Source organism: Soonwooa sp. (genome assembly GCF_032062245.1).
Classification (GTDB): Bacteria; Bacteroidota; Bacteroidia; order Flavobacteriales; family Weeksellaceae; genus Soonwooa.
Map to the genome: position 1 here is coordinate 1 of NZ_DAMBQF010000035.1, position 24,107 is coordinate 24,107.

The following is a 24,107-nucleotide window of genomic DNA, read 5'->3' on the forward strand; positions in this document are numbered from 1 at the left end:
ATAATTCATAATTCATAATTCATAATTCATAATTCATAATTCATAATTCATAATTAAAAATTAAAAATTAAGAAAAATGTCTATTAAAGAACAATATCAACATATTAAATCTCAACTTCCAGAGGATGTAACTTTGGTTGCAGTTTCTAAAAATCACTCGATTGAAAAAATTCAAGAAGTTTATAATTTGGGGCAACGCATTTTTGGAGAGAACAAAGTCCAGGAAATGATGGAAAAGCAACCCAATCTTCCGTCGGATATCGAGTGGCATTTGATTGGGCATCTGCAAACCAACAAAGTGAAATATATTGCGCCTTTTGTTGCGATGATACAAAGTGTTGACAGCGAAAAATTACTTAGTGAAATCAACAAACAAGCTGAGAAAAACGAACGCACAATAAAAGTTCTTCTTCAAGTTAAAATCGCTGAAGAAGATACCAAAACAGGTTTTGAAGTTTCAGAAGCTAAAGAATTATTTCTAAAATATCTTCAAGGTGAATTTCCAAATATTGAAATTGTAGGCTTGATGGGAATGGCAAGTTTTGTAGATGATAAAGAACAAGTCAAAAGAGAATTTTTGTTCTTAAAAAGATTGTTTGACCAATTGTCGATACAGAAAAAATTAGACGTTTTGTCAATGGGAATGAGTGATGACTTCCCTCTCGCCATCGAATGTGGTGCCAATTCTGTTCGTGTTGGTTCTGCGATTTTTGGACAACGTGTTTATTAAAAATTAAAAGAGACTGTCTCAAAAGGACAGTCTCTTTTTTATGAAAAAAGGCTATCTCACTTTTGAGACAGCCTCTTTTATGGTAAGCTTATTACTTCTTCGGCACTATTACAACAGGTGGCTCTTTGACTGAGTTTTGTCTAGATAATACAATATTATGAGGTAGAGGGTCTGGTCTCTCGGAGGCAGGTTTTCCCCAATAAAAACAATCAGTATCTATCCAGTCATTATCTTTAGAATATGTCCATTGTAATTTTGTTTTTGTAGAATCTGTAAAATTTATTGCAATATCACCTGTTATTCCACAAAGATCCTTATCAATATATACTAATGAATATTTAGTATTGTATCTCCTAAAGTTAATACCATTTATTTTTGCATTATTATCAATAAGTGTTGAGTTATCGAATAATACATTTCCTATATTATCTATCACCTTAAATTTTCCAACAAGATAATCCTTATAATACTTTAAAGAAGAATCATAATGATTTGTAATTTTCTTAAATGTAATAGATATTTTTTTATTATTCCAAGTTCCTATCCAAGTTCCTGTATAAGCTGAAAGCTCATTGTTAATATCCTTTTCATAAGAGCCTTCAATTATTTCATATGAGGTTGGACGAAGCGATAAGGTTTGTGATTTACAATTTACAAACCCAAAAAGTAAGAGAATTCCTATTATATTATTTTTCATATATCTGTATTTTATTTTTATGGACAAGGTGTTGAAATTACTGGATTATTTTTTCCGTTATATTCAAGTTTTGAAGCCGAACTACTGGTAATTTTATAAATTTCTAAACCATCAATATTAACAATTTCTTTAATAAATTGGGTGAAAATTTTTTCAACTATTGAAGGATTCATTAATTCATCTATTGTCAACCTATTATATTGATTTTCATACCAAGTCTGCCATATTGCTTTGGTATCACGACTTACAGAACCTGGCCAAGAGTTATTGTTATATTGCAACATATAGTTTCCGTTGGAGGTGGTAACAACAGAATAGGCATTGGTATAGCTACCAGTATAGCTATTTGCTTGTGGCATAAGATGGTTAATAAACGTTCTGATATCTGTGGGAGAAAATATTTTTACTGGATGATTTCCTGTACTGTCTTCATTATTATGAGAATGCATTAGTCCTACTATACCACTTTTATCCACAGGCAAATCCATATTAGTTGTCCCCGGATAGTTTTCAACATCTACAAATCCGGACGGAAGATTATTTTCCTTTGGAGGATATCTTTCAAAAGCCCCTGTCTCGTGGTCTAGGTCAAAGATTTCAGGTTTATTAATCTTGTCATATTTCTCTACGAATCTCGGATTTCTGAACTTTTTCTTAATTTTAAAACATTGGCTTTCATTTACCCCAACATTTGGCTCTGTAATTACGCCTCCTCCACAAGGTCCATTACCACTTGTTGGATCAGTTGGGTTTTCAAAAGCTTCGGCTTCGCAGCCAGTAGAGCCTCCAGTACCACCACCATTGTCGCCACCACTACCTGTACCATCACCGCCACCACCTGTACCTTCGGATCCACAACTCCAGTAACTTATGGTATATACTTTTGGAGGAACAGCAGCTTTACAGTTTCCCCAATCATTTAGATTTTGTCGATCATGAATACCCTCACTACATTCATGCCATATCGTTTCTTCAGCATAGATACATCCTTTATTAACAATAGTTGTATTTCCTATGTCATAGATATGGACTTTTCCTTTGGGGTCAACAGGTAATTTTTGTCGTAATCTTTCAAGTTCGTCACTAGAAAAATTATACGAAAACATTAGTTGCTTATAACTCCCATCTGGCAGAGGGGTTAACACCAAATTACTAAGAATTTTAGGATTTTCATTATCAATAACTCTAAAAGTATAGGTATGATAATTAGGTCCATTCTCAATATAAATGACATGATCTGTGTCAATAATAAGACTATCATTAGTCCCAGCCTTGCTTTGATGTTTTAGTCTTTGTCATGTATCTTCCAACAATGGTATTAATTTAGTTCTGTGGATACTTTCTTGCAAAGATATGCTCTTAGAAACCAATTTTGACCTTAGACTAGCAGATTCATTATTTTCCAACATAGTGTCTGTTCTACAACTTATCATAAGTCCCCCTATAAGAAGTAGACCTAGACATAACATTTGTAATTTTTTTCTCATCTTTTATTTTTAACGGTTTTTAACATCGCCAAGATAAAGCCTTTCCTCACTTAAAAAAAAAAAAAAAAAACATGAGATTTATCATTTGTATATGAAATATTCTTAACTTAGACATACTTCATAGTAAATTATCAACCATCTAAAACACAACATTATGGGACTAACTAACCTTAACAACACACATCTAACAGCTGCCAAAATCACCGATGCACAAGATGCGCTTACCGCGCTAGAGACTGCTCTACAAGACATACAAGTTAACCTATCGGCTGAGGATCGCAAAAAATATGGTAGCATAAACGAGCAGAACAAACTTTTTGTTAACAAAGTAGCCGATTTTAACAAGAATACCCCTCAACTAAGTGCCACAGATGTGGACTGGGCAGAGTTTGATAAAGACTATAACTCACGCCTAGTCTACGAAGGACTTATAGCAAGATTGCTAGCGGTAGCAACCAATCTACAAAATGCGAAAATCCTCCACGACTACGACAACTATCAGGCTGCGCTTACAGATTATGACTACAGCAATTACAAACAAGGGACTAACACGCCGGGTTATGAAGTGAAGGTTAACGAGCTAAAGCAGTTCTTCACAAGAACGCCACAAGAGACTCCGCCAACAACCTAATACTGATAATAGGGGCGCCCGAAGCTAAAGCTTCGGGCGCTTTACATATCCCACAAGCCTTGGAAGCACAATCAACATCTTCCCAAGCCATATTATCCTATAAAATACACTTCTGTTGACGTTCTTTACCCATGTGATGAGGTTCTGTAGTATTCCGTTGGGCTTATGGACGACAAACTTCCGCTACTACAAGGTCGATTTTGACGTGTCGAACCCCAAACTTGGCATCGAGAACCTCAAAATTTTGATACAACACCCTGTCATTTGTATCCAGAACGTCAACACTTCTATCGATAACGCCAACACTTCTTTGCAGAACGTCAATTGACTTATTAAACTGCTAAAATTTTAAAAATTAGTAATAGTATTTAGTAAAAGAAAGCGATATCCTTCTTTATTAAAATAGAATAGACTTTAATTTTATACTTAAAAATTTGAAAATTAACAGTAAAAAAATCTACTTAGATAACAAAACCTCGTGATAAACCTTCATCACATCGCTAGCGACTTTTTCATCGCTAAAGTTGGCAAGAGCAAACTCATAGGATTTTTCGGCGCGGCGTTGTCTTTCGGATTCGTTGTCCCAAAGGAAATTAATCTTTGCTTTGATGTCTTTCACATTAAGCGGATTAACATAGACCGCATCCTTTCCGCCAGCTTCGGGCAGACAACTTAGGTTGCTGGTGATAACAGCAGTTTTAGAAAAATGTGCTTCGATAATAGGAATTCCAAAACCTTCGAACAAACTTGGATACACAAAAATATCCGCCAATTGATAAATGCAAGCCAACTCCTCCATCGAAACGCCTTCCAAAAACTGAACTTGCGCTTCCATGTTTTCTTTTTTAATAAAGTTTAAAATTTGGTCTGCATATTTGGTTTTTCGTCCAACAATAACCAACGGAATATCTGTATTTTGCAAAGCTCTAACGACGGTAAAAAGATTTTTACGCTCTTCTATTGTACCAACATTTAACACAAATCGTTCTGGAAGATTGTATTTTGATTTGACCGTGTTAAGCTCTTCTTGCGACTTTTCGGTTTTGAAAGCCGCATGACAACCTTGGTACACGACAAATACTTTTTCGGCTGGGACTTTTAACATTTCGATGACATCCTTTTTTGTTTGTTCCGAAATGGCGATGATTTTATCAGCCGAATGTGCCGCTTTTTTAAATTTCCAAAAGTGAATTTTACGATCAAAAAAAGAATAGAATTTAGGATAATGAACAAAAATTAAATCATGAATGGTTACAATTTTTTTGATTGGTTTTTTATTCCATTTTAAAGGTAATTCGCCCGATAAACCATGGAATATATCTACACCGAGATTCTGCGCATCCTTCCCCATCTTGAATTGTCGCGCCATATTTTCTTTCGAAATTGGACTAAAACTTACCGACGGATTTTCAAGAATCGCTTTGCCACGTTCATTTTCACGTTTTGCAAGAAGCACATATTTATTCTCAGGAAAAAACTCTGATAACATCCTCACAAGGTCGCGCGAGTAATTGCCCAGTCCCGAAGTGTTATTAAAAAAACGTTTGGCGTCGTATGCGATTTTCAAAATCTGATTAATTTATAATATCAACAAAATCCTTTATTGTACAGTATTTTCGCTTGTTTTTGTCAAGCCAAGTGAGAAACGAATCAAACTTTTCGATCATCACTTTTCCTGTATCTTTTGTCGTAAAGTTAGGCAATTTAAATTCAGGATTTTTGATATCCGCAAATTCCCAAGGATGAAAATAAATATTGAGATAGCCATTATCCTTCCAACTTCTCTTAGCTAAATAACGGTAGATAAACTCTGGAAAATTATGAAAACTCAACCAAAACAAAGGCACTCGAAAATTAGGAGAGACCGAAGCAGGCAGTTGTACCACATCTTTTTTAGTAAAATAACGTTTACTAACACCAAAATTATTGTAACGACCTGGCAAATAGGTCGGATTAATCGACGAATTGTACGTATAACCCGCCGCACGCACTTCCTCTTCATCAACTGGACTCATGCGCGGCATACGAAGACCAACAACTTCAGTATCGAAAAGCTCCGACAGACGTTCTCGAGAACTTTTAAGATGTTCATTTTTAAAATCTGAATGGTACCAAGTATGACTTGCCAACTCGTGTCCTTCATCTAAAAGACGTTTGATAAGATCTTGATTATTCTCTGCAAAAACAACCGTCGAGAAAAAAGTCGCTTTGACTTTATGTTTTTTTAATAAATCCAAAATGGCAATTGTCCCATCTCTGGAAATTTGTATTTGTTGTTCGAATGATATCTGACCTTTATATTCTAAAGGCATGTCAAATTCTTCAATATCGAAACTAAGTAAAACCATGCTTAGAAGTTTTTTGACCTAATAATATAGGTTGGTCTTTGTTTTAGTTGTTTGAACATCTTGCCGAGATAACTCCCGATGATACCAAGGATAATAAGCTGTACACCACCGAAAAACACGATGGTCATAATGAGCGATGCCCAACCAGAGATTTCGGTTTTTGCAATAAAAGCATAAATGACATACGGAATATAAAGCAAGGAGATTCCTGAGAAGAAAAATCCAAGATAAGCCGCCATGTATAAAGGTTTTACACTAAAAGATGTTATTCCTGTAAATGCAAATTTTAGCATTTTATTAAGGTCGTATTTACTACTACCAGTAAAGCGTTGGTCTGCTTCGAAGTGGATAGCATATTGTCGAAAACCCATCCATTTGACCATCCCACGAAGAAAAACGTCGGATTCGCTCATGGTTTTCATACTGTCAACTACTTTGCGATCCATCAATCGAAAATCCGAACTTCCTTTTTCTAGTTCGACATCCGATAAAGAGCTTAAGATTTTATAGAAAAAATTGGAAGTTTTCTTTTTAAAAAATGAAATTTCTTTGGGATATTTTCTAATCGTATACACCAAATCATAACCGTCTTCCCATTTTTTAATCATTTCGGGAAGAAGTCGTGGCGGATGTTGTAGGTCGGCATCCATAGAAATCACCAATTGACCTTCGGCTTCGTCTAGTCCAGCTTTAACAGCAAACTGATGCCCAAAATTTCGAGAAAATTCAATGTATTTGACCTCTGCATGTTTGGATGCCAAATCTTCTAAAACGGCTTGTGTATTATCGCGACTTCCATCATTAACAAAGATTATTTCGTATTGATAATTCGGTAAGTTGCTAAAAACCAAATCAATTTCATGGAAAATCTTTTCGAGATTGCCTTCTTCATTATAGGCGGGTATAACGATGCTAACCTGCTTCATGATGTTACTTTATAATCGGTTTCAAAATTTCTGGTCATCAACTCGTAAATAATTCTTAACCAAACAACTGTACACGGTAAAGCCTTTAAAGAATATTTAAAAATATAATTCTCTTTTATAAACTTTGGAAACAAATCTGAGTTTGAAAAACATGTCAATAACAAAACAAAAACTAGTAATGCAATATCAATCGGCTTTTTCTCTTTCTGAATTAAAAACCAAATCATAACACCCGGAACTGCAATAATATAAGTTGGCGACTCTGATCCAGAACTAAATAACACCGTAAATAATAGAGTTGACGCTAAAATTAAAAGTTTAAAAGCAAGATGCTGATATTGTTTAATCCTGATATAAGGCAACGCAAACAACGGCAAACCAACCGCCAAAAATGTTAGGTTAGAAATGTTCGCATCTTGTAAAAGTCTGCGCACCAATCCCATAACAGAAATATCTTGATAACTGTCTAGCACTTGGTTATGACCGTTTTTAAGTTTAAGCTCTGTAAACCAATCAATATAAGCTTGCACCCCAAAATGTGGTGATGAATACGCCATCGGAATTATAAAAAATAAAATACAAAACACCCCCAAAGCTAAAATGAATTTAAGTTTGTTTTTAATAAAGAAAAAAGCGGAAAGCCCTACAATGCCATAGATTTTCACAAAAACACCAATCGCTATCGCTAAAGCTGATTTCACTTCTTTTTCTTTATAAATATAGGTTGCAGAAAGTATCAAAAGTCCCGTCAATGCAACATTAAACTGCAAACTAACCGAAGCTGTAATAAATTCTTGCAAACAAAGCCACAGAAAAAAAGCTTTATTTTTTGAAGCAAATGGTAAGCTTTTGACAGCAAAAAGAAAGACCAAAGTATTGGCGACATTCCATAAGGTGATGCCCATCCAATCTGGCATAATTGCAAAAGGCGCAATCAACGCACTAAAAATAATCCCATAATGATTGCAATCAAAATATAAGTCGGGATAATGCGCATACAGATTCCGCTCCTTTAACGTATTAAAAAACACGTTTTTAAAAATCAAATAGTTATTGTAAGCGCTAGGTCCTCTTTTGTATTTTGACAAAGCAGACGCAACACTTACAATAATATAGATAATCCCAATATACTTAGGATTTGAGATAAAATTTAGGAATTTGGTTTTCAAGATTTGGTTATTAATTTTTAAAAAAATCAAATTCTAAACAGCAACATTGTTCTCACGCAATGCATCGTTAAGAGAAGTTTTTTTGTCTGTCGACTCTTTTCTTTGACCGATGATTAACGCGCAAGGCACTTGATATTCGCCAGCTGGATATTGCTTGGTATAACTTCCTGGGATCACTACAGAACGTGCAGGCACACGACCTTTAATCTCGATTGGTTCCGGACCAGTCACATCAATAATTTTAGTAGAAGCCGTTAATACAACATTTGCGCCCAAAACCGCTTCTTTCTCCACATGTACACCTTCTACAACAATACATCTAGATCCGATAAAACAATCGTCTTCGATGATAACTGGTGCAGCTTGTAAAGGCTCTAAAACGCCACCAATACCAACACCACCAGAAAGGTGAACATTCTTACCGATTTGCGCACAACTACCAACTGTAGCCCAAGTGTCCACCATCGTTCCGCTATCTACGTAAGCACCGATGTTAACGTAAGACGGCATCATAATAACACCACTAGCAACAAAACTTCCGTGTCTTGCAATCGCGTGAGGCACTACTCTAACACCTTTTTCAGCGTAATTTTTCTTTAACGGGATTTTATCATGGAATTCGAATGGTCCAACCTCGATCGTTTCCATCGTTTGGATCGGGAAATAAAGTACAACTGCTTTTTTCACCCATTCGTTAACTTGCCATCCGTTGCTAGTAGGTTCTGCAACGCGAAGCTCTCCTAGGTCTAGTTTTTCAACAACATTTCTAATCGCATCGGTGTATTGAGAATCTTTTAGAAGTTCTCTATTTTCCCATACTTTTTCAATCGTTTCTTTTAATTCCTGTAAAGACATAGTTTTATATTTACTTTATTTAATACAATTTTGGGCGTGTCCCTATGTTTTTGTCAACAGCAAATGCAATCGCCAAAAAACAAGCGGGTCGGTCTACGCACAGTCGCTTTTCTTGTGCTAGCTTCTGCTTCGCTTAGCCACCACAAGAAAGAGCTCCGACAATGTGCTTCGCCCTCACGCTAAGATAATCGCAAAAATAGTAAATTTAAAGTACGCTACGCGCAAAAAGAAAAGCTTTATTCCAATAAGCTTCATTAAGGGACGAAATAATCACACCTTTGCTTGTAGAAGCATGAATAAACTTGATTTCGCCACTGTTTTCGATATTATTGACAATCCCAACATGCGAAACATTTCTGCCACCTGCGGTTGCAAAAAAAAGCAAATCTCCAGGTTTAACTTCCTCCACACGAATCGAAGATCCAATGTCAGCTTGGTCAGAAGAACGACGTGGTAATTTGTAACTATTATCTTCAAAAACCTTGGTTACAAGACCAGAACAGTCAAAACCAGTTTTGGTATTACCGCCATATTTATAAGGTACACCAAGATATTGTTGTGCATCTTTAACAACATCATTACGTTCACCAGAGACTTGAGAAGTATTGTTAGAGGTATATTTTTTTAGATTAACATTGGACTTGGAAGAAGCAGACGATTTGTAATTGGATCGACTTACATTTTTCGAAGTCGAACAAGAATACAAAGTCACAGAAGCAATAAAAATATAGACTAACCTTTTCATTAAAGATCTTTTACACATCCCAAATATAACGAAAAAAGCTAAAGTTTAGTTTGTTGAGCCCACTTTTTTATGTTAATGTTGTCAAAAATTTTACGTTAATTAAAATTTACATTTAAGCATTATGCAATAAAAAAAAATTACACCAGTATTAATTATATTTTTTGTTATTTCTTGTCAAAGTAAAGTAGTAATTAATGAAGATAATAAAATGAAAACCGCACATCTGAAAAATAATCTAAAACAAGGAAAATGGAAAATGTACAAAGACAAACATTAATTGTCAGGAAGAAAATTTTCAGATAATAAAATGACTGGTATTTGGAAACATTATAACGCAAATGGAAAACTTCATCAGATTGGAGAATTTAAAGATGATAAACAAAATAGTGTTTGGAAATTTTATTTTGATACAGAAGAATTTATGGGAACTGGAACTTTAGAAAATGATAAAATGATCGGATTATGGAAATGGTATCATAAAAATGCTACTCTTTATATCGAGAGATTATATGAAAATGGAAAACTGATGAATATACAATCATGTTTTGACAAAAATAATATACCGCAAAATTGTGGCGAAATAATAAATGGTAATGGTTATTTATTAGATCATGATTTATATAACGAAACGGATAAAGTAGAAAAATACGAATAAAAAAAGGGTTTATATGTAAAAGCCATTCAGTAAAATTTAACTGGAAATCATCTTGCTCTATATTAACAAAAATTTGCTTACTTTAGCGTCCAATATTTCTAATTTGGGGGATTAGCTCATCTGGCTAGAGCGCAACGCTGGCAGCGTTGAGGTGATCGGTTCGAGTCCGATATTCTCCACAAAAAATCCCTAAACATTTTAGTTTAGGGATTTTTTATTCAAAGCCTACTACGAAGCTCATTTTTGTTGACATTTGTTTAAAAACATCTTCATAATCTTTTTTTGTGATATAAAGACTTGCTTCTGTATTAGGAGATTCAAGTTTTTTCAAAATATATTCTTTCTGAGTTTCGGATAAATTATTGTCATCAATTTTATGAAAATTTCCTGATGAAATTAAAGTTATAATTCGATCTTTCAAAATCCATTTTCTAATTTCAGTATCATAATATTGATGTGATATAACTTTTAGATCAGCTTTACCGTATTGTTTATCCATCGCTATTACAAAAGTTGCAACTTCAGTTTTTTTCAAATTATCTTCTGTAGATGCTAACATCAAAAGATTATTATCCAGATCAGTAATTGCGCTAACATCTACAAACTTTAAATTTTTGAAAAAACTCAAGTTAAAATCATCCGCCCAAAAATTCATCCCGCCAGAACCACATTTGAGATACATAGTCGCATAAGGCTTTCCCTTTCTAAAATTGCTTCCCGTAACATGTATCGTATCAGCTTTTGATTGAAAAAAATAAATGGGAGAAACGCCAGCTTTGTATTGTTTATGGAAGTCAGATCATTCTGCTTTCATCGATTTAGCATAATATTTTTTAGCATTAAAATCTTTAAGATTAAGTAATTCCATATTAAGATTTCCATCTTCTAAACTAGAATTTGATTGACAAGAATACAAACCAAAAGTCATAACTACTAACAATAGACCTACATATTTTTTAATTTTCATACTTCTCGTTTTTAGACATTTTCGACTTTTCTTGGCATTAGACTTACGACAATCAATATTACAATTTGCATAACAATCACAAACATAGCGAAAACTTGCTTTTCAAAAGCCTGTGCTGCAACTTCTCTTCTTAAGGCTCTGCCAGCATCTATGCGGTTTATTAAAACAGTTTCTTCACATTTATCAATATCTGTTCGTTCATTAATTTCCCATTTTTGTTTCGCGGCATATTGATCATTTTTATTCGATGGAATGTCCAAAGGTCCAATTTGATTACTTACAAACCAACCAGAGATAATAATTGTTATCAAACAAAAAATAATAGCAATCCATTTTTTCTTACTAAAAATTTAGGTGAAACTAATTTATGATTTTGAATACATCTACAAATCATTTTTAAAAATTTTTTACAGAAATCATTTTCAATTTTATCGAAAGTATTTTATTTTTTTAAGTTTTAATAATGCTAAAAAAATAAACATAAAAAAATCGAGACCCGTAAAGAACCTCGATTTCTGTAAAACGTAAAATTTAAAATATGAAATTATTTTTGGTTCTCTTGTAAATAAGCATCAATTATTTCGAAAGCTCTGGGTTCTTCTCTCAGATCCACTTTCAACATCATATTGGTTGCAGTTGGTGTACTCATAAAAGACAAATAACTGTTATCAACCTCACTCTCTATACCAGCAGCTTCCAGTTTGGATTTTATTAGCTGTATCTCCTGCTGATTACTACTTTCGAATACCGAAACTTTTGTTATAACATTCATAAAATGTAATTTTTATTCAACTTCATTTAATTTTCTATTCTTAAAATTACAAAATTAGAAACAAAACAACAAATATTTTACAATTATTTTTCTGTTAAAATTTTCTCAATTTTATCTAAAACAATTTGCAACTCCTCTACTTTAACGTTAAGATGCGGTCTAAAGCGCAAAGATTGATCGCCACAAGTTAAGATAATTACACCTTCATCATAAAGTTTTGACTGTAACCAACTTCTCGTTTCGCCATCTTTAAGATCAAATGCACACATTAATCCTTTACCTCTTGCTGCAAAAACCTCTTCTGGGAATTTTTGTTCCAAAGCTTTAAGACCATTTAATAAATAATCTCCAGCTTTCTTAGAATACTCGATCAAATTTTCTTGTTCGATAACTTCCAAAACCAATTGGAAACGTAGCATATCAATAAAATTACCGCCAAAAGTCGAATTAATACGAGAGCTTTCTGTAAAAACATTGTGTTCTACCATATTCATTTTATCCTTATTAGCAAGGATTCCGCAAACTTGCGTTTTCTTCCCGAATGTGATAATATCTGGATTGATGCTCGATTGTTGGAAAGCCCACATTGTTCCTGTCATTCCGATACCAGTTTGCACTTCATCAAAAATTAAAAGAATGTCATTATCATCACAGATTCTTCTTAATTCAATAAAGAACTCATCACGGAAATGGTTGTCGCCGCCTTCCGCTTGGATAGGTTCGATAATGACACAAGCTACTTTATCAGGATTTGTCAAAATCGCTTCTTCAATATTTAACAATGCTAAACTTTCATTTCTCATCGTTTCTTCCATGCCTTCGTCAGTTATTGGATAATTGATTTTCGGATTGATAATTCTTGGCCACTCAAACTTCGGGAAATATTGATATTTACGTGGATCCGAGGTATTTGTCAAACATAACGTATAACCACTTCTACCGTGAAAAGCTTGTTTGAAATGGATTGCAATGCTTCCTTCAGTTTTAATATCTTTTTGCCAGTTACGTCTCGTTTTCCAGTCAAAAGCCGCTTTCAAAGCATTTTCTACTGCCAAAGCGCCACCTTCGATAAAGAAACAATATTCTAACTCTTTGGGGATGGCAACACGCTCAAAAACCTCCATAAAGTCCGCATATTCTTGTAAATACACATCACTAAGTGTTGGTTTATAAACTGCCATTTTGCCCAGCCATTCTGCTCTTTGCAAGACATAAGGATGGTTGTATCCGATAGACGCCGAAGCAAACATCGAAAACATATCGAGATACTCTTTTCCAGTCAAACGGTCAACAATCCAAGAACCATGAGATTTTTCGTAATCCATTACAAAATCGAAGCCGTCAGCCAAAATATGCCTTCCCAAAACTTCTTTCACTTCGTTAGCTGTAATTGTACTCATATTAATTTTTGTATTTTGATTTGGTAATATTTTTAAGTTTAGGTGTGATGTTTTTACAAGTCGAATTTAATGCCTTGCGCTAATGGTAGACCTGTAGAATAATTGATGGTATTTGTTTGACGTCTCATATAATACTTCCAAGCGTCAGAGCCACTTTCGCGTCCGCCACCAGTTTCTTTTTCGCCACCGAAAGCACCACCGATTTCTGCTCCAGAAGTTCCGATGTTAACGTTTGCAATACCACAGTCAGATCCAGCTTGTGACAAAAATAATTCGGATTCGCGAAGACTTTGTGTCATAATCGCAGAACTCAATCCTTGCGGAACATCATTTTGCAAAGCAATTGCTTCTTCTAAAGTTTTATATTTAATTAAATAAAGAATCGGCGCAAAAGTCTCATGTTGAACGATTTTATAAGAATTTTGAACCTCAGCAATACAAGGTTTCACATAACAGCCACTTTCGTAGTCCGCTCCTTCTAACACGCCACCTTCAACAACAAAGTTGCCGCCTTCAGCTTTACATTTTTCAATCGATTCTAAATATTGATTAACCGCTTGCTTGTCGATAAGTGGTCCAACGTGATTGTGTTGATCTAACGGATTTCCGATTTTTAATTGTCCATAAGCTTTTACCAATCGGTCTTTAACCTCATCATAAACATCTTCATGAATAATCAAACGACGAGTCGATGTACAACGTTGTCCAGCGGTACCAACAGCGCCAAATACAGCGCCGATAATGCTCATATCCAAATCTGCTTTATCAGAAATGATAATTGCGTTATTTCCACCTAATTCCAAAATACTCTTCCCAAAACGAGCTGCGACATTTTTGTTAACTTCACGACCAACTCTCGTCGAACCAGTGAAAGAAATAAGAGCCACTTTTTTATCATTTACCATTTTGTCACCGATAACGTGATCCGCCACTAAAAGGTTAGAAATACCTTCTGGCAAGTTGTTTTCTTTGATAACTTCTGCAATAATATTTTGACAAGCAATCGCACACAAAGGTGTCTTTTCCGATGGCTTCCAAATACAAACATTACCAGCAATCCACGCTAGTGCCGTATTCCAACTCCAAACTGCTACTGGAAAATTAAACGCCGAAATAATACCAACTACTCCTAGGGGATGATATTGCTCGTACATACGATGACCAGGTCTTTCCGAGTGCATTGTAAAACCATGAAGTTGTCTAGAAAGTCCTACTGCAAAGTCGCAGATGTCGATCATCTCTTGTACTTCGCCCAATCCTTCTTGCAAAGATTTACCCATTTCGTAAGAAACAAGTTTTCCTAAATCGTCTTTGTAATGTCTTAGTTTTTCTCCGAATTGACGAACAATCTCGCCTCTTTTAGGAGCAGGAATCATTCTAAATTCTAAAAATGCCTTCTCTGCTTTTTCGATAACTTTATTATAATCTGCTTCAGAACTTGTTGTGATACTCGCAATCTCTTGACCATCTGTCGGCGATTGACTTTTAATTACTTCTCCTGTTGCAAAAAAATCAACACCTGTAGAACTTCCTAAGTTAGTAGCATTGATTCCTAAATTTTCCAATGATTTCTGAATTGAAAATTGGTCTCTTGTATTCATTATATATTTTGATTTGTCTGATGCTAAAGATATACAATAATTTTCAAATCCTAACAAATATCATGTTTGGAAAGACTGAAATTTAATTTAAAAATATTCAAAAACTCAATAATGATGGGATTAAACCTAAACTAACAAGCGTTTGTTAAATTATTTATAATAAATCTAAATAATATTGTTTAAATGAAAATCATCTTATAAATTTGCAGAAATTAATATGATGGAAAACGAGAACAAAAATTCTAAACTAAAACTTTGGTTCAAAAGAGTTGGTATTGGTGGTTTGATATTTTTTACAGCGAAAGGTCTCGTTTGGCTAGCCGTTTTCTATTATGGCGCCGACGCTGTTTTTGGAAGTTGTGCCCAAAAATAAAAAATTCGTTACCAGTTAGTAACGAATTTCTTTTTTTGTAAATAATTCATCTATTGAAAACTTGCCAGGTCCTATGAGAAGGATGACAAGATACATAACGAAATAAAGTACCGCCATTTCTTTAACAGCGTACGGATCGGCACCATGTGCCACAAAGATTGCAACTAGCATTGTAACTATTAATATAACACTAGCAACTCTTGTTAAAAGCCCTAGAATTAGCAAAACAGAACATATAACTTCTGCAAATACTACTAGCACCAAAGTTATGATTGGACCAAGCCCCAAAAAATCCATAAACTGAATATCACCATTAGACATCAGTTTTTCTAATTTTGGATAACCATGCGACAACATCGAAGCTCCTGCAAAAACACGCAAAATTAATGCTGCTATATTTACTAAGCTTGGATTATTTTCGGAAGAAATCAGTTTCATTAGTATGTGTTTAGTTCAAATCTATAAAATAAGTTTCAAAAAGCCTATCTATAACCGAAATTTTTAAGATCGCGTTCATTTTTACGCCAATCTTTTTTAACTTTTACAAAAAGATTAAGATGGATTTTTTTACCGAAAAACTTCTCCAAATCTACACGCGCTTCTGTCCCCACTTTCTTTATTGCATCGCCTTTATGACCAATGATAATTCCTTTTTGAGAATCACGCTCCACATAGATTATTGAGTCGATTAAGATAACGCCTTCTTTTTCTTTAAAAATTTCCGTCACCACTTCAACAGAATATGGGATTTCTTTATCGTAGTTCAAAAGGATTTTTTCACGGATACATTCATTAACGAAAAAACGCTCCGATTTATCTGTAAATTGATCTTTATCGTAATACGGTGGATTTTCTGGTAAAAGCGATTTTAATTTAGGAAGAATATATTCTGTATTATAAGCTTTAAGCGCTGACACTGGCAAAATCTCCGCTTTCGGGATTTTGTTATGCCAATACTCTACTTTTGTTTCCAACTCGGCTTGGTTACTAAGATCGACTTTATTTAATAATAATAAAACAGGAACCGGAATTTTATTTAATTTATCAATCAAAAATTCTGATGGTTCTTCTTTATCCATCGCATCTACGATAAAAAGGAAAACATCAGCATCTTGAAGACTTTCTTTTACAAAATCCATCATCTTCTCCTGAAGCCCATATTTAGGATCGAGAACACCTGGCGTGTCCGAGAAAACGATTTGCAAATCGTCTTCATTATAAATTCCGAAAATTCTATGTCTGGTGGTTTGCGCCTTTTGCGTTACAATCGCCAACTTCTCTCCCATCAATTGATTAAGAAGTGTAGATTTACCTGCATTTGGCTTACCAACTATATTTACAAAACCTGCTCTATGCATTTATTTAATTCTTTAAAGATTTGCAAAGTTAAGGATATTAAAATGTAAATTCTAATTTTAAATCCTAAACCAATCTGACTTCTGACATCCCATCAAATTTCCTTACATTTGAGCCTTCAAAAAAATAGAATTTTAAAACATGTTTAGTCCCCAAGAACTTTCTGAAATCACAAAACTATTAACACCAGACCACAACATCGTTATCACGACGCATCATAATCCTGACGGCGACGCGGTGGGTTCTAGCCTTGGACTTTATCATTTTTTAAAAACTAAAGGTATCGAAGCAACAGTTCTTACACCCAACGATTTTCCAAAATTCCTAAAATGGATGCCCGATGCAAAGAAAATTGTTATCAGCGAGTATAAAAGAAAAATAGCTGGAAAAGCTCTGTATAACGCAGATGTTGTATTTTGTCTTGATTATAATGCTACTGCGCGAGCTGGCGTTATTGGAGAATGGGTAAGAAAATCACACGCTAAAAAAATCCTTATCGATCATCATCAAATGCCAGAGAATTTTGATTTTGTATATTCTGATACTAGCGTCCCTGCAACTTGCCAGATGGTTTATCATTTCATCGAAGCTTTAGGAGAAGAAAACGTTGTTAATCAAGATATTGCGGAATGTCTTTACACAGGAATTATGACTGATACGGGCGGTTTCAGGTTCCGATCTACAAGTGCGACAACACACCGAATTGTTGCCAACCTCATCGAGAAAGGTGCTGATCCTGCAAAAATCACTAGCAATACTTGGGACAATAACACTATTTCTAGGTTAAATCTTTTATCTCTTGTATTGGGAAGAATTGAAGTTGTTAAGGACGGAAAAGTCGCAATACTTTGGCTAAAACGTGAAGAGCTAAAATCTCTTGGTTTCGAAAAAGGTGATACAGAAGGTTTCGTTAACTATGGTTTAAGCATCGCAGGAACCAAAATGGCTTCCTTTTTTATGGAAGATTTGTATGAGGATTTTATTAAAATATCGTTCCGTTCCAAAGATGATGTTGACACCAATCAGTTTGCTAGAAAGTATTTTAATGGTGGCGGACACATTAATGCATCAGGCGGCAAGTATCTCAAAAATATTGAACACACAATCGAAGATTTTAAAAATATAATAGAAAAAGAGGATTTTTAGTCCTCTTTTTTATTGCCTAGTTTTAGAAAAAATTTTTCAAAATATTGATAAGATAAATGCGCAAATAAGAGCGTCATCGCAATATTAGCGATAATAAAAATTAAAATAAAAACTCTAGAATCTATTGTCTGATAAGGTATAAATTTTAAAACTACGAAACCTACAACTTGCAAAGCAATAGCATGAAGCATGTATATACCATAAGAAATTTTTCCAAAATATTTTAAAGTTTTATTTTCTAAAAAAGGAATTGGTTTCGCAATTAAACTAACAATTAATAAAGGAAACAATAAAACACTTATTAGTTGATATATCCACTCTGAGGTATTTTCTAGTATCCAATTAGATGAAAAATAAAATATAACAATAGCATATATTAAAAATTTAATCCAATTCGGAAAATTAAAATTTGGATTATTGACTACAAATATTGCAAATAACCCACTCACCGAAAAATAGTAAAAATACAATGCGTATTTCTTTAATAATTCAACAATATCAAAATTATAAAGTACAAAATATACAATACTAAAAATAGCTAAAAACCATACTACTTTATGTTTTGAAAACAACAAGAAAAAAGGTGCAATTAACAGATAAAACTGTTCTTCTATCCCAATTGACCACAAAACCTCTATAATACCACCTGGCTCATAAGTTCTTAAAACATTAGAAAAGAAAGTTCCACCTAAAAAAAATGCTTGTAAATAGGAGTAATGTCGCTCGTACTCAAATCCAAAACTAGGTAAAATGTAGTTATAGTAAAGCAAACCAAAAAACAATACAAAATAATACAACGGAAAAATTCTAAATATTCTTCGTTTATAAAATTGTTTTATTGATACTGTTCCTGTATTTTTCTTTTCGAGATAAAGATTCCTGATTATCAAAAATCCACTTAATGAAAAAAATGCAAAAACAGCTTCTGTTCCTTTTCCAAAAATTGCCCATTCGGTGTTACTTGGAAAACCTCTTTTCTCTGCAAATTGCAAAACATGAAAAAGCAGCACCAAAATCGCCAAAAAAAAACGTACTGAAGTAATGTTGGGTAGATTATTCTTCATCCAGCAACTCAGCATTAATTATTTCGGCACAAATACTTGGTTTTTCCCATTGTCCATTGTGTCCACAATCAAGCAAATAAGCTTTTATATTATCACGTTCTGGCAGTTCGGAAATGGTTTTAACAGCGTTAACAGCATTATCGAATCTACCTTCTATTAAAAGGATTGTTCCATCAAACTGTTCTAAAACCGACTTTCTGTTTGGACGATCTTTCATACCTTTTTGTGAAGCCAAAACGCCATCAACATTTGCGGTGTAAGCAATTTCTTTAGCTAATTGTATTTTATTTTTTAAAGTGCGACGTGCTTCGGGACCAAAGAAGTTTGGTATACCTGCATTGACGTATGCTTTGTAATTTTCTTCTATTAATCTTAAGCTTTTTTCGCGGATATTTTTCTTCTCGTCATCATCTTCAAAATAAGTCGAAAAAAATAAGGTAAAACTCTTCAAAAGTTCAGGATATTTTTCAGCAAAAGCCAAACTAATATAACCTCCCATCGAATGTCCTAACAAATGAAATTTATTTATTTCTAAATGATCCGTTAATTTTTTAATTTCATCAGCAAACAATTCCATGCTTTGGATCTCTGTAATCGGAGAGGATTTTCCAAAGCCAGCAAGATCAACTTTCACCAACTGAAAATCATCTGATAAATGCGAAATCATATCATCCCAAATCTCAAGATTCTCCATAAAACCGTGCAACAAGACCAGCGTCTCTCTTCCCTTTCCTGAAATTTCGTAATGTAACATATTTTGTTTTTTCCAAATTTAAACATAATCTCCTAAACAAAAAACCTTGAGAATTTCTCAAGGCTATTTTAATTTGTCATCGTAGATTTTGGTTTCCCAATCTCGCATATCTGCGATGCCGTAATGTTGACTTTTCGTAAGCGCCATCTCATCCAGCGCATCCACAAAGTTTTTGTAATTAGCATCGTCTGTTGGTTTGATAATCACTGTAAAAATACTTGGATTTTTAGCAGCTTTCTTTGCGCGTTCGATAAGATTTGTAAGTCCAAATTTATCAAATGACACTTCTTTTAATAGATCAGACGTTAACGATTTTTGATCCAATTGATGATAAAAAACACGATTGTTTTCGCCTAAAATAAGGGTAATCGAATTACTAAGATCAATTTCGTTGCCTCGTGATTCTGTCGTTGCCGGCAGACTTAAGTCGACAACATTAGGTTTGTTAAAATTAGTTGTAAACATAAAAAAGGAAATCAATAGAAAACCCAAATCGACCATGGGTGTCATATCCATTTTCAATAGATTTTTTCGACTTCTAACTTTAGAATCCGTCTTGATATTGGGTTGAAAATCTGCCATAGTTGTGATTTTTAAGATTAAACGATAATTTGATTGCATTTTGGCAAAGCATCTTGTCATGAAAATGAAAATACAAATTTTGTACCCAATATTAAAATCTGTTAATCACTATACAATAAATTAACATTAACTTCCATTTATTAAAAGTTTCAAAACAAACAATATAAAATATTAAATTTTTAAAAATCTCCGATCTTGCCGTAACGGAAAAACACCAAGAACTTGCTCGTCAGAATCAACTAAAACACGAACAGCGGCACGTTCTACGATATTTAGTTTTTCGTCTTTTATAAATTTTGACACTTTCTTTTTACCATTAAAATCTTTTGGGAAGAAAATATCGCCAGTTTCCATTTGTCGCAATCGCAACGGAAGTTTTATCAATTTAGCATCAAATTCCCATTCTGAAAACTTAGAAGTGTCGGGCATTTTTAGAATAACAGAATCAGCAGTTTCAATAATATTTAATTCAAATTCTTCAGATTTTATCTCATTTTCTAAACTTTGAATTAAAAGCTCTTCTCGACCAATTTTAATATGATGAGAATTAGTTTTAAAAGACTTTCCGTTTTCGGCTTCAAAGATTTTTTCAATTTCGGTTTTATTATTAAATCCGAAACGAGTTAGAATTTCATACTTAACAAAATAAGATTGAGCGGCTAATTTAGTTTTATCCAAAATTAAAAAGACTGAATTCTCTTTGACTAAATTTTCAAAAATAAAATCAATTTGTGAATCTATGAAGTCCTTCGATTCTTTAATAATAGAAATCGATGTTTTAAAATTTTCAAGAAAATCTTTGTTAACCTCATTTAACAAAGGCGTTATTTGATTTCTAATTTTATTTCTAACAAAAATAGTCTCAGCATTGGTATAATCTTCGCGATATTCTATTTGATTTTGTTTAGCATAAACTTCAATCTCTTCACGCGAAAACTCTAACAAAGGACGAATGATGTTTTCTGTCTTTTCAGGAATTCCTTTTAAGCCTTTAAGACCAGCAGCTTTGGAAAGATTGATTACAAAAGTCTCTAATTGATCGTTGAGATGATGCGCTGTAACTAAAAAATCGAGCTTATTTTTTATTAAAATTTCCTTAAAAAATCGGTACCGAATTTCGCGCGCCCAATTTTCAATGGAGTTTTCGGGTTGCTTATCTTTTTCAGAAACATCATAAAGGTGAAATTTTATTTTATTTTTTTCACACCAAGATTCGACCAAATTTTGATCCAAGTTAGAATCCTCATTTCTAAGATGATAGTTAACATGAGCGACTTCAAAACTAAGTTGCAATTGGTGGCACAAATCCAGCAAAACCATAGAGTCAACTCCTCCGCTAACTGCTAAAAGGAATGTTTTTTGATGCGCTTGTGGAAGTAACTTCTCTAGAGATACGCCAAAAGTAAAGGAACTAAGCAAAGTTATTACTAAGTTTTACGTTATAATTATAGCAAAGATAAGCCTTTATTTAAAAGCATTTTGTAAATTTGAAAAAATCTAAAATCATACAGTATGAGATTAATTAAAATTCTAGGTATCGCTGCAATGACAATTACAGCAACCTCGTGTGTTAGTAAAAAACAATTCGACGCACTGAATCTTAACTATCAGCAATGTATCAACGACGCAGCCGAAAGACAAAGACAAATCCAAGATTTGAATAGCAAAAACTCTGGTCTTCAAAGTCAAAATGACTTGCTGATGGGACAAAACAATGCGCTGAAAAGCTCTTTGGACGCTTGTCTTAGCAACTCTGGAAAAAGCTCGACTAACATTGATAAATTGGTTGGCGAGATTAACGCTTCTAACAAATACATTAAGCAATTAATTTCGACAAACTCTAAAAACGATAGTTTGAACTTGGCTTTATCTAACAAGCTAAAACGTTCTTTAGACAATATCGCAGATCAAGATGTTGATGTTAAAGTTCTTAAAGGTGTGGTAATGATTTCGTTATCAGACAAAATGCTTTACCAAACTGGTAAATTCGAAGTTCTTCCTGCAGCTCAAGAAGTTTTAGGAAAAGTAGCGAAAGTTATCAATGACTACGATACTTACAGCGTTCTTATTGAAGGTAATACAGATAATGCAACGCTTAACAGCACATCTGTACCGAGAGACAACTGGGATCTATCTGCACTTCGTGGTACTGCGGTTGCTAAAGTTCTTCAGACACAATTCGGGGTTAATCCTAACAGAATTACAGCTGGTGGACGTTCGGAGTACAATCCTAAAACAACCAACGCTTCTGTATCTGGACGTGCTGAGAACCGTAGAACGGAAATCATCATTATGCCTAAGCTAGACGAGTTTATGAAACTTATGGACATCGCACCGAAGAAATAAGCTTACAACAAAGCAATACTAAGAAAATCCTACAGAATTTCTGTAGGATTTTTATTTTCCGTAATTTTGAATAAGAATCTAGAAGAATGAGCTATTTCGAAGAGTTAGACTTACCAATGGATCGCTATCTAGAAGCCAATGCTTCCAGCGAACCTGAAATCCTAAAAAAACTACGCAAAGAGACTTACCAAAAGACAACGCAACCACACATGATTTCTGGTTATTTGCAAGGTCGTTTGTTAAGTATTATTTCTAAAATGATGTCACCCAACAATATCTTAGAAATCGGAACTTTTACAGGATATGCAACTTTATGTTTGGCAGAAGGACTTTCTAAAGATGGCAAAATCTATACTTTAGACAAAAACGAAGATCTAGCTTACATTCCTAAAAAGTATTTTGCCGAAAGCGAATTTTCTAATCAAATAGAATTTATTCTTGGTGATGCTCGACAAGAAATCAAAAACCTAGACGTTACTTGGGATTTGGTATTTATCGATGCTGACAAAGAAAGCTATCTCAAATATCTCGAATTAATAAAACCAAAACTCAGATCTGGCGGTGTCATCTTAATTGACAATGTCCTTTGGTATGGCAAGGTTTTGGAAGAAAATCCTAGCAACAAAGCCACACAGCAGATAAAATTAGTTAATAAAATTGTCGCAGAAGACCCAGATTTCGAAAACCTAATCTTACCTTTGCGAGACGGTATTCATTTAATCCGAAAAAAATAATGGAACAAGGAATTTGTAACGTATCAATAGCACCAATAAGAGCCGAAAATAGTGACCGCAGCGAAATGGTCACACAGATGCTTTTTGGCGAATCTGCCGACATTTTGGAAGTCAGAAACAACTTCACCAAAATCAAAATGCATTACGACGGCTACGAAGGTTGGATGGATACCAAACAAATTACGCCCGTTTCGCCCGAGTATACCAACAGTCGCAAAACCAATTATATCAAAGAAACTTTCGATGCTGCGGCGACCGAAAGTGGCAATATTCTTTTGTCGCTAGGTTCGGAGGTTACGTACAAAACGCCTGAAGTTGTGCGTAGTCACAACAAGCGTGAAAGCATCGTTATTTGCGCAAAAGAATTCCTGAATGTGCCTTATTTATGGGGCGGAAAAAGTTTTTTTGGCTTAGACTGTAGTGGTTTTACGCAGATGATTTATAAAATCCACGATATAAAAATCCTTCGTGACGCCTCTCAACAAGCCGAAAGTGGCGAGCCTCTAACCTTTCTGGAAGAAGCACAACCCGGCGATCTTGCGTTTTTCGACAACTCTGAAGGGAAAATTGTCCACGTTGGTATCATTCTCGAAAATCAAAAAATCATCCATGCACATGGAAAAGTCAGAATCGACGATCTGGACTCGATGGGGATTTTCAACAAAGGTCAAAACAAGCACACGCACAAACTTCGCTTTATAAAATCTTATTTTTAAAGGTAGTATCTCACTAACTGTGTAAGTTGAAAAGTTATTCTGAAAAATTTTGA

The 24,107-nt window shown here is 34.1% G+C and carries 28 protein-coding genes and 1 tRNA gene; 9 read left to right on the plus strand and 20 right to left on the minus strand.

What is annotated here, in order from left to right; translation table 11 throughout:
* Nucleotides 1-76 precede the first annotated feature (76 nt).
* Nucleotides 77-730 carry a YggS family pyridoxal phosphate-dependent enzyme gene (locus tag RT037_RS12475; RefSeq protein ID WP_313031866.1) on the plus strand — a complete coding sequence of 218 codons (654 nt, stop codon included), beginning with the start codon at nt 77-79 and terminating at the stop codon, nt 728-730.
* A gap of 91 nt (nt 731-821) precedes the next feature.
* Here the strand turns inward: RT037_RS12475 and RT037_RS12480 are convergent, their stop codons facing one another.
* Entirely contained in the window at nt 822-1,427 is a 606-nt protein-coding gene (locus RT037_RS12480) for a DUF6705 family protein (RefSeq protein ID WP_312324495.1), read from the minus strand.
* 17 nt (nt 1,428-1,444) lie between these two features.
* A complete protein-coding gene (locus RT037_RS12485) occupies nt 1,445-2,572 on the minus strand; it encodes a hypothetical protein (RefSeq protein WP_313031871.1) in 1,128 nt (375 codons plus the stop codon).
* A 496-nt stretch (nt 2,573-3,068) separates the two neighbouring features.
* Here RT037_RS12485 and RT037_RS12490 point away from each other — a divergent pair, with 496 nt between their 5' ends.
* Entirely contained in the window at nt 3,069-3,545 is a 477-nt protein-coding gene (locus tag RT037_RS12490; protein ID WP_313031875.1) for a hypothetical protein, read from the plus strand.
* 457 nt (nt 3,546-4,002) lie between these two features.
* Here RT037_RS12490 and RT037_RS12495 read toward each other — a convergent pair whose 3' ends face one another.
* From RT037_RS12495 to RT037_RS12520, 6 genes are all read right to left on the minus strand, one after another.
* Nucleotides 4,003-5,112 carry a glycosyltransferase family 1 protein gene (locus tag RT037_RS12495; protein ID WP_313031878.1) on the minus strand — a complete coding sequence of 370 codons (1,110 nt, stop codon included), beginning with the start codon at nt 5,110-5,112 and terminating at the stop codon, nt 4,003-4,005.
* A gap of 7 nt (nt 5,113-5,119) precedes the next feature.
* Nucleotides 5,120-5,893 (minus strand): polysaccharide deacetylase family protein, encoded by a 774-nt coding sequence (locus RT037_RS12500; RefSeq protein WP_312322922.1) that lies wholly within the window; start codon nt 5,891-5,893, stop codon nt 5,120-5,122.
* Nucleotides 5,894-5,895: 2 nt separating this feature from the next.
* Nucleotides 5,896-6,819 (minus strand): glycosyltransferase family 2 protein, encoded by a 924-nt coding sequence (locus tag RT037_RS12505; RefSeq protein WP_313031883.1) that lies wholly within the window; start codon nt 6,817-6,819, stop codon nt 5,896-5,898.
* Nucleotides 6,816-7,988, minus strand: coding sequence for a glycosyltransferase family 87 protein (locus tag RT037_RS12510; protein ID WP_312322920.1), 1,173 nt, complete (start codon nt 7,986-7,988; stop codon nt 6,816-6,818). Before RT037_RS12510 ends, RT037_RS12505 begins: the two co-directional genes overlap by 4 nt.
* A 33-nt stretch (nt 7,989-8,021) precedes the next feature.
* Nucleotides 8,022-8,843, minus strand: a complete 822-nt coding sequence (locus RT037_RS12515) for a 2,3,4,5-tetrahydropyridine-2,6-dicarboxylate N-succinyltransferase (protein ID WP_312322919.1) — start codon at nt 8,841-8,843, stop codon at nt 8,022-8,024.
* 205 nt (nt 8,844-9,048) lie between these two features.
* Entirely contained in the window at nt 9,049-9,588 is a 540-nt protein-coding gene (locus RT037_RS12520; protein ID WP_312322918.1) for a C40 family peptidase, read from the minus strand.
* Nucleotides 9,589-9,865: 277 nt separating this feature from the next.
* On the opposite strand from RT037_RS12520, the gene RT037_RS12525 reads away from it, so the two are divergent.
* Nucleotides 9,866-10,243 (plus strand): hypothetical protein, encoded by a 378-nt coding sequence (locus RT037_RS12525; RefSeq protein WP_313031890.1) that lies wholly within the window; start codon nt 9,866-9,868, stop codon nt 10,241-10,243.
* A 105-nt stretch (nt 10,244-10,348) separates the two neighbouring features.
* Nucleotides 10,349-10,422: transfer RNA gene (locus RT037_RS12530), tRNA-Ala, on the plus strand.
* A gap of 35 nt (nt 10,423-10,457) precedes the next feature.
* Here the strand turns inward: RT037_RS12530 and RT037_RS12535 are convergent.
* The 6 genes from RT037_RS12535 to RT037_RS12560 all read right to left on the minus strand — a co-directional run bounded on the left by RT037_RS12535 (nt 10,458) and on the right by RT037_RS12560 (nt 14,983).
* Complete coding sequence (locus RT037_RS12535; protein ID WP_313031893.1) at nt 10,458-10,925, minus strand: hypothetical protein; 468 nt, start codon at nt 10,923-10,925, stop codon at nt 10,458-10,460.
* Between the two features lie 117 nt (nt 10,926-11,042).
* Entirely contained in the window at nt 11,043-11,183 is a 141-nt protein-coding gene (locus RT037_RS12540) for a hypothetical protein (RefSeq protein WP_313031894.1), read from the minus strand.
* A gap of 38 nt (nt 11,184-11,221) precedes the next feature.
* A complete protein-coding gene (locus tag RT037_RS12545) occupies nt 11,222-11,470 on the minus strand; it encodes a hypothetical protein (protein ID WP_313031895.1) in 249 nt (82 codons plus the stop codon).
* A gap of 284 nt (nt 11,471-11,754) precedes the next feature.
* Nucleotides 11,755-11,982, minus strand: coding sequence for a DUF2007 domain-containing protein (locus RT037_RS12550; RefSeq protein ID WP_313031898.1), 228 nt, complete (start codon nt 11,980-11,982; stop codon nt 11,755-11,757).
* Between the two features lie 83 nt (nt 11,983-12,065).
* Nucleotides 12,066-13,382 (minus strand): L-lysine 6-transaminase, encoded by a 1,317-nt coding sequence (gene lat / locus RT037_RS12555; protein ID WP_312324353.1) that lies wholly within the window; start codon nt 13,380-13,382, stop codon nt 12,066-12,068.
* A 53-nt stretch (nt 13,383-13,435) separates the two neighbouring features.
* The gene (locus RT037_RS12560) at nt 13,436-14,983 is read right to left on the minus strand and encodes an aldehyde dehydrogenase family protein (protein WP_313031901.1); all 1,548 of its coding nucleotides are present in this window, start codon (nt 14,981-14,983) and stop codon (nt 13,436-13,438) included.
* Between the two features lie 217 nt (nt 14,984-15,200).
* Between RT037_RS12560 and RT037_RS12565 the strand changes: the two genes are divergently transcribed.
* Nucleotides 15,201-15,356: a hypothetical protein gene (locus RT037_RS12565; RefSeq protein WP_313031913.1), complete on the plus strand. Its 156-nt coding sequence runs from the start codon at nt 15,201-15,203 to the stop codon at nt 15,354-15,356.
* A gap of 15 nt (nt 15,357-15,371) precedes the next feature.
* On the opposite strand, the gene RT037_RS12570 is transcribed toward RT037_RS12565, so the two are convergent.
* Nucleotides 15,372-15,794, minus strand: coding sequence for a DoxX family protein (locus tag RT037_RS12570; protein WP_312324391.1), 423 nt, complete (start codon nt 15,792-15,794; stop codon nt 15,372-15,374).
* Nucleotides 15,795-15,838: 44 nt separating this feature from the next.
* Nucleotides 15,839-16,714: a GTPase Era gene (gene era, locus RT037_RS12575; protein ID WP_312324392.1), complete on the minus strand. Its 876-nt coding sequence runs from the start codon at nt 16,712-16,714 to the stop codon at nt 15,839-15,841.
* A gap of 139 nt (nt 16,715-16,853) precedes the next feature.
* Between era and RT037_RS12580 the strand changes: the two genes are divergently transcribed.
* Nucleotides 16,854-17,858 (plus strand): bifunctional oligoribonuclease/PAP phosphatase NrnA, encoded by a 1,005-nt coding sequence (locus tag RT037_RS12580; protein WP_312324393.1) that lies wholly within the window; start codon nt 16,854-16,856, stop codon nt 17,856-17,858.
* Here RT037_RS12580 and RT037_RS12585 read toward each other — a convergent pair.
* The 4 genes from RT037_RS12585 to tilS form a co-directional block, all read right to left on the minus strand.
* A complete protein-coding gene (locus tag RT037_RS12585; RefSeq protein WP_313031906.1) occupies nt 17,855-18,922 on the minus strand; it encodes an acyltransferase in 1,068 nt (355 codons plus the stop codon). The genes RT037_RS12580 and RT037_RS12585 overlap by 4 nt on opposite strands.
* Nucleotides 18,912-19,676: an alpha/beta hydrolase gene (locus RT037_RS12590; protein WP_312323668.1), complete on the minus strand. Its 765-nt coding sequence runs from the start codon at nt 19,674-19,676 to the stop codon at nt 18,912-18,914. Before RT037_RS12590 ends, RT037_RS12585 begins: the two co-directional genes overlap by 11 nt.
* A 63-nt stretch (nt 19,677-19,739) precedes the next feature.
* Complete coding sequence (locus RT037_RS12595; protein WP_313031908.1) at nt 19,740-20,258, minus strand: biopolymer transporter ExbD; 519 nt, start codon at nt 20,256-20,258, stop codon at nt 19,740-19,742.
* 171 nt (nt 20,259-20,429) lie between these two features.
* Entirely contained in the window at nt 20,430-21,677 is a 1,248-nt protein-coding gene (gene tilS, locus RT037_RS12600) for a tRNA lysidine(34) synthetase TilS (RefSeq protein WP_313031911.1), read from the minus strand.
* Nucleotides 21,678-21,770: 93 nt separating this feature from the next.
* Here tilS and RT037_RS12605 point away from each other — a divergent pair, with 93 nt between their 5' ends.
* From RT037_RS12605 to RT037_RS12615, 3 genes are all read left to right on the plus strand, one after another.
* The gene (locus RT037_RS12605; protein ID WP_312323663.1) at nt 21,771-22,604 is read left to right on the plus strand and encodes an OmpA family protein; all 834 of its coding nucleotides are present in this window, start codon (nt 21,771-21,773) and stop codon (nt 22,602-22,604) included.
* A gap of 86 nt (nt 22,605-22,690) precedes the next feature.
* On the plus strand, nt 22,691-23,338 hold the full coding sequence (locus tag RT037_RS12610; RefSeq protein WP_312323661.1) for an O-methyltransferase: 648 nt from the start codon (nt 22,691-22,693) through the stop codon (nt 23,336-23,338).
* Entirely contained in the window at nt 23,338-24,054 is a 717-nt protein-coding gene (locus tag RT037_RS12615; RefSeq protein WP_312323660.1) for a C40 family peptidase, read from the plus strand. The genes RT037_RS12610 and RT037_RS12615 overlap by 1 nt, the downstream gene beginning before the upstream one ends.
* The last annotated feature ends 53 nt before the right edge of the window (nt 24,055-24,107 follow it).